The sequence below is a fragment of the [Clostridium] symbiosum ATCC 14940 genome, assembly GCF_000466485.1.
Classification (GTDB): Bacteria; Bacillota; Clostridia; order Lachnospirales; family Lachnospiraceae; genus Otoolea; species Otoolea symbiosa.
Genome location: NZ_KE992935.1, coordinates 9,483 through 20,108, shown reverse-complemented (window position 1 = coordinate 20,108; position 10,626 = coordinate 9,483). Strand labels below are relative to the sequence as shown.

The following is a 10,626-nucleotide window of genomic DNA, read 5'->3' as shown; positions in this document are numbered from 1 at the left end:
GAAGACTCAGACAGAATCCCTCACCACACCGGACATGGTCCGTCCCGGACGCGTCCTCCCATCCTCAGTTAAATACTGAAATTACACCATACCACACCAAATTGAGCGGAATTAAAACCGGTGATATTCTTCCGGCCTTAATTCCGCTCAATCTATTATTTACCTCGTTCCCTCTGATGTCAACTGAGATAATTGCGCATATTTTTCAGCGCGCTTTTTTCAAGGCGGCTGACCTGGGCCTGGCTGATATGGATTTCTTCCGCCACTTCGGTCTGTGTTTTGCCTTCAAAAAAACGCATGTCTATGATATGGCGTTCCCGCTCCGGGAGCCGCTTCATGGCTTCATTCAGTGAAATATCCTCGATCCAGTGCTCCTCAGAACATTTCTTATCGCTAAGCTGATCCATGACATAGAGAGGATCGCCGCCGTCTGTATAGACCGGCTCATAAAGACTTACCGGACTTTGTATGGCATCAAGCGCATAGGTAATGCTCTCTTTGCTGACTCCGATCTCATCAGCGATTTCGCAGATGGTCGGCTCCTTTAAGTTCCGCTTCATCAGTCCTTCACGGGCGTAGATGGCCTTGTAGGCAGTATCGCGCAGGGAACGGCTGACACGTATTGAATTATTATCTCTCAGATAACGCTTTACTTCACCAAGGATCATTGGAACCGCATAGGTGGAGAAGCGCACATTCTGTGTTATATCAAAATTATCTATCGCTTTAATCAGCCCGATGCATCCAATCTGGAAAAGATCGTCAACATTTTCGCTGCTGTTTGAAAAACGCTGGATGACGCTTAAGACAAGACGCAAATTTCCTTTAATGTATTGCTCCCTGGCATCCATATCGCCATCAAGAATCCGTTTAAACAACTCTTCCTTCTCATCATTGCTGAGAAGAGGCAGTTTGGAAGTGTTGACTCCGCAGATTTCTACTTTGTAAACAGGCATGTACTTTACCTCCGCATCTTTCATTGATTGGCGGTGAAATGAATTTGAGGCATGCATGTCACCGCGTTCTTATAAATGAATGATGTACGAATTTGAACCGATTTATACGGCCGGAGGAATGAAAAAATTTTCCTTTTCAGAGAGTTGATTGATTGTTGGCTGCGTCTGTGTTAGAATAGTAAAATAGCCGTATCAGTTCATGCTGTCTGAACTGTTACAAATTGATGGCAGTACGAGTAACCGATGATACATACAGATGGAGGAATAGAATGAAAACCATTAATGAATTAATAAAATCCTATTTAGAGAATGAAGATAAAGCGGTTTTTGGGGAAATCCTGGATGTGATACGCACGGGTGACAGCCTGTTTGCAGTTGCAGCCAGAGTAACAAATAACTTTTTTATGGGAGCGGAGAATGCCAAGCCGGCCGCTTATATTTTTTCCAGCAAGGCGTTTGCCGATGAATTTGTGAAGGAATTAAAGTGGGAAGGATATGAGGTTAAGAGTCTGGAGATCAGAGCGGCTCAGAGGATCGGCTTCTTTAATGATTTATACCGCAGCGGCTTTGAAGCCATTGTGGTTGATAAGGGACAGGAATCACTTACCATGTCACTGTTCAGCATTGTGGAGAAACCGGAGGACAACGGCGATATTATCGTGAATCCATCTCTGATGCGTGCGGCGGCCCAGTTCTACCAGGAGCTTTCCAGAAAAAGGGCGGTGAAACCGATGCAGGACATGATGTGTTCCGAGATATATCATGCAAAGTTTCTGCTTCCGTCCGAAAGCCGGAATGAGCGAGCTTACCCAATTATTACAGATAATAAGGGAATGAAGTTTTATCCGGTATTCACCGATCATATTGAGTTTGGTAAATTTGATAAGAAACAGAAATACCAGACAGAACTTGTGAAGTTCCGCGATCTGAAAAAACTGGTGCGCAAAGTGGACGGAATCGTTGTCAATCCCTTCGGCTTCGGACTCAGGCTGGACAGAGAAAAGATTGACAATATCGAGAAAGAATGCTCTACATTAAAAGTAGTAAAATAATAGGGTAATATAGAAGAGAGGCCCGGACCAGGATAAGTAAATTATAACTGAGAACAGCAAGGGGGAATTCTGCCCCGGTATTTTCCCGATGTATTCCGGGAAGACGCCGGGAGGGGAATTTCCCTGTTTTATTACCGCAGTTTCATTACCTCAGTTTTCTTTTTACGGTAAATATTTGAAGAGATGGTAATGGATGCCTCGTTATAGATAATATCAATCAAAGGAGGAATACGAGGAATGAAAAAGACAGTTCTATCGCTGGCGCTTATCTGCCTTGGTTTAGCCATGACTGCCTGCGGCGGGAAAGCGCGTGCGGCATCCGAAAGCGGGACAGAACAGGAAAGTGCCGTCCGACCGGTAATAAATGCACAGTCCAGTATATTTAACACGATTAAAGATGACATAGGGGATGTGATATCCGTCGATTTTGATGCTTACCTGAAGGAGACGGAGGCGGCTTTTATGTTCCTGCAGGTATCGGAGGATACGACGGTAACGATGCGGTATACGTACAGCACCGCCCATCAGGCTGGCGTAAAGCTCGGTTACTACCATGAGGGCTCCAAAGACAAGACATCGGAGGAACTGACAGCGGCTACGGAGGAGGCTTACAATATTTTCTGGACAGAAGAAAAATTGACATTAAAAAAGGGTATGAACGTTCTGTTTGTTTCAGGAGAAGATAAAACAGTTAAAATGCATGTCGAAATAGAGGGGCTTGAACCGGATATAACGGTCTATGCAGGGGCTTTTCCCAAAAATGAAGGGCAGAAGTCCGATAAGAATGAAATTTAATCTATGCGCCTTCGTCAGAGTGCGCAATTTTCCATAAGGCTTCCGGTGACTGTATCTGGTAGCCTTTTTCTGTTTTTTCGAGGAAGCCCTTCATGGAAGTAATGGCAGCAAGTTCAACATAGAACATCCGGAAACGTTATGTGAACTTTAAAAGTGCCTAGAGCGCAGACAGTATCAGAGGCTAATAGCCTCAGAGCAAACCCCTATTAATTATTTATTTTTCTCATACAGAGCGAGCAGCCCTTTGAGCAGCAGAGCGCCGTCATAAATGATGTTATGGCTGCAGAGCGGCAGCACCGCCTTTGCAATGCCTCCTGTGGCAATTACGGTCGCCGGTCCTCCAAGCTCCTCTTCAATTCTGGACAGCATTCCGTCTATCATCGCGGCATTTCCGAAAATAACGCCGCTTCTCATGCAATCCACCGTATTTTTTCCTATTACCTTCTTCGGCGTGTCAAGGCTGATCCGCGGGAGCTGGGCCGTGTTGGAACTCATGCTGTCTAGGGATACGCGCAGACCCGGAAGAATGGCGCCGCCGATATAACGGCTGTTTTTGTCAATGACCGACATGGTCGTGGCAGTTCCCATTTCGATGATAATGATGGGCGGTTCGTGTTCACCAAGGGCGCCGATGGAATTGACGATCATGTCACTGCCGACCGACTTTGGATTGTCCATCAGGATGTTCAGCCCTGTCTTCATACCGGAACCGACCAGCTTCGGATAGATTCCGGTAATCTTTCTGACGGCGGATATGAGTGTGCGGTTTAACGGAGGAACCACAGAAGATATGATGCCTCCTTCAATCTCTTTTGGTTCAATCTGATAGATTTCCAGAATACTTTTCAGTGTGATGGCATATTCCAGATTCGTTTTGCCAATAGTAGTTGTAATGCGCTCTACAAAATACGTTTTTTTATTGTCGATCGCCCCAATAAAGATATTTGTGTTGCCGATATCGATAGCCAGAATCATGCAAAAAACTCCTTCGTCTTATTTAAATAACCCGGTAAAATGAATTAATCCATACTATATATGAAACTACTGAAAGTATACAATATTTTAAATGGAAAAACAATCATGCAAACAGGGGAATCGGAGCGAATCTTTCCAAATGGTTACTGTTCAAGCCCAAAATCGGCGTGCCGCGGACAATAACACGCTTTTCGATGCACAGAAACGGAAAAGATGCCGTTTCACCCCGTTCGCCGCCGCCCTCAACTGAACGGCTGAACTTCTGCTTTACCGTTCGCTGGGCGCGGTGTACAATGGTGGTAATTTACAGAACCCGGTGAGACCGGGGCCTAAGAGCAGGAGTGTGGAAGATGGTCTTAAAAAAATATCTGATCAGGACGGGAGGTAACGGCACCGGAATCCGGATTAAGGAGGTTCCGGCCGGAGAAGCGGCAGGTAAAGGCAAAGAGGGAAGCTGCAAAAAGCGCAGCGGCGAGGCCCTTTTAACCTGCTTTTTGAAAGATAATACGGACGGAAAGCCGGATGCACGCAGGAAAGCAGTCATTATCTGCCCGGGAGGCGGTTATGAGTTTTGTTCCACCCGTGAAGGGGAGCCGGCGGCATTTCAGTTTCTGGCGATGGACTGCCAGGCCTTTGTACTTCATTACAGTACGTCGCCCAGCATTTTCCCGGAAGCCCTCTGTGAGTTGGCCACTGCCGTATCGCTGATACGCAGAAATGCGGAGCAATGGCATGTCGATCCGAAGGGAATTTTTCTGTGCGGTTTTTCGGCAGGAGGCCATCTGGCGGCATCCCTGGGAATTTTCTGGGACAGCGATTTTCTTTTGATGAAGACGGGACTTAGTAAGGAAGATATACGCCCGGCGGGACTGATTCTTGCCTATCCGGTCATCTCGTCCGGGAAATATGGGCACAGCGGATCCTTTGACAACCTGACAGGCTGCGGGACTGCGGCCGTTGACAGGGAGTTCCTGTCTCTTGAAAAGCAGGTTGGAAAACAGGTTCCTCCCGTTTTTATATGGCATACGGACATGGACAAAACAGTGCCGGTGGAGAACACCCTTCTATTTGCCTGGGCGCTTAAAAAAGCCGGGGTCAGCCTGGAACTCCATATTTTCCCTGAAGGCAGGCACGGCCTGGCGCTTGCAGCGCAGGAGACGGATAAGACGGCGGATGACGGCAGGGGCAGCTACATTGTTCCGTGCTGCCAGATTTGGCCGGAGCTGGCGCGAAAGTGGCTTGAATCGTTTTGAGGCCTGGAAGTTGTTTTTTGGCGCCTTTGCAAATATCGGCTGGCGGATATTGAATGTCAAGACTTTTTGTTGACTTTCCTTATATTTCATAATAGAATAAAGTGGACATCTTATACAGATGTCTATTTTTTCGATGGCAAAATAAATTGAATTATTGTTTTTGGAGGAAAAACTCTTGGAGAATATAACAGAACAGATAAAAAAACGGCGTACCTTCGCCATCATTTCCCACCCCGATGCAGGTAAGACGACGCTGACCGAGAAGTTCCTTCTTTACGGAGGGGCGATCAACCTTGCAGGTACGGTCAAGGGGAGAAAAGCGGCCAAGCATGCCGTTTCCGACTGGATGGAGATCGAGAAGGAGAGGGGAATTTCAGTCACCTCGTCGGTACTGCAGTTTAATTATGACGGATACTGCATCAATATCCTGGACACACCGGGCCATCAGGACTTCTCGGAGGATACGTACCGAACCCTGATGGCTGCCGATTCCGCCGTTATGGTAATCGATGCGTCTAAGGGTGTCGAGGCGCAGACGATCAAGCTGTTTAAAGTCTGCCTTCTGCGCAATATCCCGATTTTTACGTTTATTAACAAGATGGACCGCGAGGCCAGGGATCCGTTTGAACTGATGGATGAGATAGAGAGCGTTCTGGGAATAAAAACGTGTCCGGTCAACTGGCCGATTGGCTGCGGAAAGAATTTTAAAGGCGTTTATGACAGAAATGCGAAAAATATCACTACCTTTACAGCAGCCATGGGAGGTCAGAAGGAAGTGGCTGCCCGGGAGTTTGGAATTGAGAGCGAAGATGTGGACAGCATAATCGGACCGGATTACCACCAGCAGCTGCTGGAAGATATCGAACTGCTGGACGGTGCAAGTGATGAATTCGACATGGAGCTGGTAAGCCAGGGCAAGCTTTCGCCTGCTTTCTTCGGTTCCGCCCTTACGAATTTCGGTGTGGAGACATTCCTGACGCATTTTCTTCAGATGACGACGTCACCGCTTCCGAGAAAGACGACGACCGGTATTGTAGATCCGTTTGACAATAATTTCAGCGCCTTTGTATTTAAAATCCAGGCTAATATGAACAAAGCGCACCGTGACCGTATTGCATTCATGAGGATCTGTTCCGGAAAGTTCCAGGCCGGAATGGAGGTAAACCATGTGCAGGGCGGCCGCAAGATTCGTCTGTCCCAGCCGCAGCAGATGATGGCCCAGGACAGGAAGATTGTGGAGGAGGCGTATGCCGGAGATATTATCGGCGTATTTGATCCCGGAATTTTCTCCATCGGAGACACGCTCTGTACAGGGGCAGATAAAGTCGAGTTTGAGGGCATCCCAACCTTCGCGCCGGAGCATTTTGCCAGGGTGCGCCAGATGGATACGATGAAGAGAAAACAGTTTATCAAAGGCATCAGCCAGATTGCCCAGGAGGGAGCTATCCAGATATTCCAGGAATTTAATACCGGAATGGAAGAGATAATCGTGGGCGTGGTGGGTGTGCTTCAGTTTGAGGTTCTCACCTACAGGCTGGAGAATGAATATAACGTAGAGGTAAGGCTGGATAAACTGCCCTATGAGTATATCCGCTGGATTGAAAACAAGGATGAGCTGGATGTGGCAAAGATTCAGGGTACATCCGATATGAAGAGGATTAAAGATCTCAGAGATAATCCGCTGCTGCTGTTTATTAACAGCTGGAGCGTCGGAATGGTCCTGGATCGCAATCCGGGTCTTAAGCTGAGCGAATTCGGCCGCAATAATTAAACCCCCGATTACACAGCTTTAGACTTAACTTTTTCTGAAAAAAATTTCGCAGGAGGTAAGAAGATGAGTAAGATTGATGTTGTACGTGCAGCGATGGTAGAGGCTATGAAGGCAAAGGACAAGGCGAGAAAAGATTCACTTTCCATGCTTCTTTCCGCTCTCAAGAATGCTGAGATAGATAAGCGGGAGCCTCTGACGGAAGAAGAAGCCGATGCGGTGGTGAAAAAAGAAATCAAACAGACCAGGGAGACATACGAGCTGGCTCCGGCGGACAGGGACGATATCCGTGCGGAGGCAGAAGCTCGCCTGGCTGTTTATAAGGATTTTGCACCGGAAGACATGAGCGGGGAACAGATTGCCCAAGTGATAAAGGAGGTTCTCTCCGAACTTGGCATTGAAAAGCCGGCTCCATCGGACAAAGGAAAAATCATGAAAGTCCTGATGCCGAAGGTAAAGGGCAAGGCCGACGGCAAAGTTGTGAATCAGGTTCTGGCAGAATTGCTGAAATAGCGGAAAGGACAGACAATGTACAAGAAGCATATCGAAGAATATATTGACGCCCACAGACAGGAAATGATTGATGATATCAGTCTCCTGTGCAGAATTAACAGCGAGAAAACAGCTTATCAGGAGGGAAAACCTTATGGCGAGGGAGCCAGCAGGGCACTCGCCCTGGCGCTGTCTATGGCCGAGAAATATGGATTTTCCATTAATAATTACGACAATTATGTAGGAACAGCCGATTTGAACGAGAAGGAAAAGCAGCTCGATATCCTTGCCCATCTCGATGTGGTTCCGGCCGGCGAGGGATGGACGGTAACGGAGCCCTTTGACCCGGTGGAGAAGGACGGGAAGCTTTACGGCCGCGGAACGGCCGACGACAAGGGGCCGGCGGTTGCGGCTCTCTATGCGATGCGCGCTGTAAAAGAACTGGGGATTCCGCTGTCAAAAAATGTCCGGCTGATACTGGGGACGGACGAGGAGTGCGGCAGTTCCGATATCCGCCATTATTATGACGTTGAGGAAGAAGCCCCGATGACATTTTCACCGGACGGCTCTTTCCCTGTTGTGAACATAGAAAAGGGGAGCCTTCAGGGGCATTTTACGGCAGAATTTGAACCGTCAGATGCCGTCGCAAGAGTCATCGCAATAAAAGCCGGTACGAAGGCGAATGTGGTTCCGGGTAAGGCATTTGCCGTATTTGAAGGCCTGGATGATAATCTTGTCCGCGATACCGGAGCCGAAGTGGAGAAAGAGACAGGCGTATCATTCGAAATACAGGGGAGAAACCATACGCTGGAGATAACAGCAATCGGTGAAGGAGCCCATGCGTCGCTGCCGACTGAGGGAAAGAACGCCCTGACGGCGCTGCTGCTCCTGATCAGCCGCCTTCCTTTTGCACCGTGTGCGCAGATTGAGGCGCTTCACAGCCTTGTAAAGCTGTTTCCTTATCATGACACTTCAGGCGAGGCTCTGGGAGTTGCAATGGAAGATGAACTTTCCGGCGCGCTGACACTGGCCTTTGATCTTCTGGAGGTGAGTGAAGACAGCCTGGATGCAACCTTTGACAGCCGCTGTCCGATTTGTGCAAACGAGGAGAATGTGCTGGAGCCTGCCCGGAGGAGACTGGCGGAACACGGGTTTACATTGACGAACGAAACGATGACGCCTCCTCATTATGTGGACGGTAATTCCGATTTTGTCAAAACGCTGCTGAAGGCATATGAGAGATATACAGGCCGTAAGGGAACCTGTGAATCGATGGGCGGAGGAACCTATGTACACAGTTTAAAGAACGGTGTCGCCTTTGGCGCTGCTATGCCGGAGACGGATAACAGGATGCACGGGGCGGATGAATTTGCCGTGATTGACGAGCTGCTGGTGAGCGCCAAGATATTTGCCCAGGTTATCACGGATTTGTGCCGTTAGTTCGGCGGTTATTGAATATAGAGAGTTTGGAACAAGGCCCGGAGACGATTGCTCTTTGGGCCTTGCCGCCTTTGCGGTAAGGTAAAGTTTTCCATGGCGTCTTCTGCCATTTTGAGCTGGCAGAGTTGTTTTTATAGAAATTTAATAAAGAATTCCATTTTTCCTCAGAGAATTAAAAAAAGCTCAATTGATTTGCCGCCGATTCTATGCTAGACTGTAGTACTGATATGGTTAAAAACAGCAGGCTCTATATTGGGACGATTGTTTTGAACGTATCATAGAGAAGCAGATTCCTTAACAGGACTGTCAAAGAGAGGAGACAAATCACATGAAGAAAAAAACACTTGCCCTGTTTTCAGCAGCAGTTATGGCTGCGGCAGCGATGACAGGATGCAGCAATAATACCGCACCAACATCACCGTCAACCGAAGAGACAACGAAGGCACCGGAGGCTCCGTCAACCGAGGCTGCGGCTGAGACGGCGGCAGAAGAGCAGAAGAAAGAGCTTGTTATCCTCGGAGGAAACGGCGCAGGGCTGATTGCGGCCATCCAGGCGGCGGAGGATGGGATTAATCCGTCTAAGATTCTGATTCTGAGCGGCAGCGGTGAACTGGCAGCCGATATGAAGGAAAAGGAAGATTTTATCAATGCATCGGAGACGGCCGAGCAGTTTGAAGCAGAGATTGACGATACATACGACACTTTCCTGTCTGATACATTGAAGGCCGGTAAGAACAGCAACAACCAGGATATGGCGGAATTTCTTGTTGAGAGCGCTGAGGAAGCCAAGAACTGGGTGGAAGGCCTCGGAATCAAATTAACAGGAGTCGAAAAGAAGGATGGGTCATCTCTGGCGAGAAGCTATACATTGGCAGACGGAGGCAGTCTTTCAGAGGCATTATCCGAAGCGCTGGTTAAAAAAGTGGAGGATCTGAAGATTCCGGTAAAGACAGGAGCAGAGGTGAAAGAGATTGTCATGAATGCCGACGGCGTTGTGACAGGAGTAAAGGCAGAAATTGACGGAACAGAAGAGACCATCGACAGCATTGCCGTTGTAGCTGCCGACAAGGATCTGCTTCCGGTTTTATCAGGAATGGAGATTCAGCTCACTAAAGCAGCCGATGAAAAAGCTACGGGCATTATTGTCAATTCATGCGCGGAAGTCCTGGATGCGGCGGGAGAGCCGGTTCCCGGAATCTATGCAGTCGGAGGGCTGATCGATGCAGGCGTACACGGCGAAGCTGTTCTGCCGGGAAATGATTTAACTGCGACTATTGTATTCGGTGAGACGGCCGGAGTGGAATCCGCAATTTACATTTCCGATAACAGGGAATAGCATATAGTAATGTTGAAGGGCACGGTAATCCCGTGCCTTTTCCGATCCGGTTTTTCTTGCGGCAAAGGCACAGGCAAAGGAACACAAAGCCGTATTTTCACATATATTAACAGTAACCAACTTTCCGGAGGCCATAAGAATGAGAATCTGTGACCTGAAGCAAAAAGAAGTAATCAATATAAAGGACTGTAAACGCCTCGGTTTTGTAGGAGATGTGGATTTTGATATCTGTACGGGGAGGATGATTGCAATCATCGTTCCGGGGCCGGGCTGTGTCTGGGGGTTTTTAGGACATGAAAAAGAATATGTGATTCCTTTTTGTGACATCAAACAGATAGGGGACGACATTATTCTTGTTGAGCTGAGGGAGAAGAAAGAATGAGATTTAAGCTCCGCGCACATGGAAAGGCTGAGTGGCCGCGACAAGGCCCGCACCCTTACTTAATGCATGAGACACTCAGCGGCCGCAGGCCAGTGGACGGGGCCGATACCTCTGGCGGAGTCTTTTGTCCCGGCGAAAGTCTGCCTTTGGGGCGGAGGAGAAGATATAGTCTGCGGA

Annotated in this window: 10 protein-coding genes; 8 read left to right on the top strand and 2 right to left on the bottom strand. The window is 48.2% G+C overall.

Annotated elements, in window-relative coordinates; genetic code table 11:
* Positions 1–179: 179 nt before the first annotated feature.
* Positions 180–956: an RNA polymerase sporulation sigma factor SigG gene (sigG, locus tag CLOSYM_RS13215; protein ID WP_003503634.1), complete on the bottom strand. Its 777-nt coding sequence runs from the start codon at positions 954–956 to the stop codon at positions 180–182.
* 269 nt (positions 957–1,225) lie between these two features.
* On the opposite strand from sigG, the gene CLOSYM_RS13210 reads away from it, so the two are divergent.
* Together CLOSYM_RS13210 and CLOSYM_RS13205 are read left to right on the top strand one after the other, a co-directional pair.
* Entirely contained in the window at positions 1,226–2,008 is a 783-nt protein-coding gene (locus CLOSYM_RS13210) for an SseB family protein (protein WP_003503635.1), read from the top strand.
* A gap of 237 nt (positions 2,009–2,245) precedes the next feature.
* Positions 2,246–2,803 (top strand): hypothetical protein, encoded by a 558-nt coding sequence (locus tag CLOSYM_RS13205; protein WP_021642479.1) that lies wholly within the window; start codon positions 2,246–2,248, stop codon positions 2,801–2,803.
* Positions 2,804–3,013: 210 nt separating this feature from the next.
* Here the strand turns inward: CLOSYM_RS13205 and CLOSYM_RS13200 are convergent, their stop codons facing one another.
* Positions 3,014–3,778, bottom strand: coding sequence for a type III pantothenate kinase (locus CLOSYM_RS13200; RefSeq protein WP_003503637.1), 765 nt, complete (start codon positions 3,776–3,778; stop codon positions 3,014–3,016).
* Positions 3,779–4,128: 350 nt separating this feature from the next.
* On the opposite strand from CLOSYM_RS13200, the gene CLOSYM_RS13195 reads away from it, so the two are divergent.
* The 6 genes from CLOSYM_RS13195 (at position 4,129) to CLOSYM_RS13170 (ending at position 10,449) form a co-directional block, all read left to right on the top strand.
* A complete protein-coding gene (locus tag CLOSYM_RS13195; protein ID WP_021642476.1) occupies positions 4,129–5,031 on the top strand; it encodes an alpha/beta hydrolase in 903 nt (300 codons plus the stop codon).
* Positions 5,032–5,206: 175 nt separating this feature from the next.
* Positions 5,207–6,802, top strand: a complete 1,596-nt coding sequence (locus tag CLOSYM_RS13190) for a peptide chain release factor 3 (protein ID WP_003503639.1) — start codon at positions 5,207–5,209, stop codon at positions 6,800–6,802.
* Between the two features lie 63 nt (positions 6,803–6,865).
* Positions 6,866–7,312 carry a GatB/YqeY domain-containing protein gene (locus CLOSYM_RS13185; protein WP_003503640.1) on the top strand — a complete coding sequence of 149 codons (447 nt, stop codon included), beginning with the start codon at positions 6,866–6,868 and terminating at the stop codon, positions 7,310–7,312.
* A gap of 15 nt (positions 7,313–7,327) precedes the next feature.
* Complete coding sequence (gene pepV / locus CLOSYM_RS13180) at positions 7,328–8,731, top strand: dipeptidase PepV (RefSeq protein ID WP_021642474.1); 1,404 nt, start codon at positions 7,328–7,330, stop codon at positions 8,729–8,731.
* Positions 8,732–9,059: 328 nt separating this feature from the next.
* Positions 9,060–10,067 (top strand): FAD-binding protein, encoded by a 1,008-nt coding sequence (locus CLOSYM_RS13175; protein WP_021642472.1) that lies wholly within the window; start codon positions 9,060–9,062, stop codon positions 10,065–10,067.
* 139 nt (positions 10,068–10,206) lie between these two features.
* Entirely contained in the window at positions 10,207–10,449 is a 243-nt protein-coding gene (locus CLOSYM_RS13170) for a YlmC/YmxH family sporulation protein (protein WP_003503643.1), read from the top strand.
* The last annotated feature ends 177 nt before the right edge of the window (positions 10,450–10,626 follow it).

Coding starts and splice junctions, on each gene's coding strand:
- CLOSYM_RS13210 (WP_003503635.1), top strand. CDS start 1,226: ATGAAAACCATTAATGAATTAATAAAATCCTATTTAGAGAATGAAGAT.
- CLOSYM_RS13200 (WP_003503637.1), bottom strand. CDS start 3,778: ATGATTCTGGCTATCGATATCGGCAACACAAATATCTTTATTGGGGCG.
- CLOSYM_RS13195 (WP_021642476.1), top strand. CDS start 4,129: ATGGTCTTAAAAAAATATCTGATCAGGACGGGAGGTAACGGCACCGGA.
- CLOSYM_RS13170 (WP_003503643.1), top strand. CDS start 10,207: ATGAGAATCTGTGACCTGAAGCAAAAAGAAGTAATCAATATAAAGGAC.
- pepV (WP_021642474.1), top strand. CDS start 7,328: ATGTACAAGAAGCATATCGAAGAATATATTGACGCCCACAGACAGGAA.
- CLOSYM_RS13175 (WP_021642472.1), top strand. CDS start 9,060: ATGAAGAAAAAAACACTTGCCCTGTTTTCAGCAGCAGTTATGGCTGCG.
- sigG (WP_003503634.1), bottom strand. CDS start 956: ATGCCTGTTTACAAAGTAGAAATCTGCGGAGTCAACACTTCCAAACTG.
- CLOSYM_RS13205 (WP_021642479.1), top strand. CDS start 2,246: ATGAAAAAGACAGTTCTATCGCTGGCGCTTATCTGCCTTGGTTTAGCC.
- CLOSYM_RS13185 (WP_003503640.1), top strand. CDS start 6,866: ATGAGTAAGATTGATGTTGTACGTGCAGCGATGGTAGAGGCTATGAAG.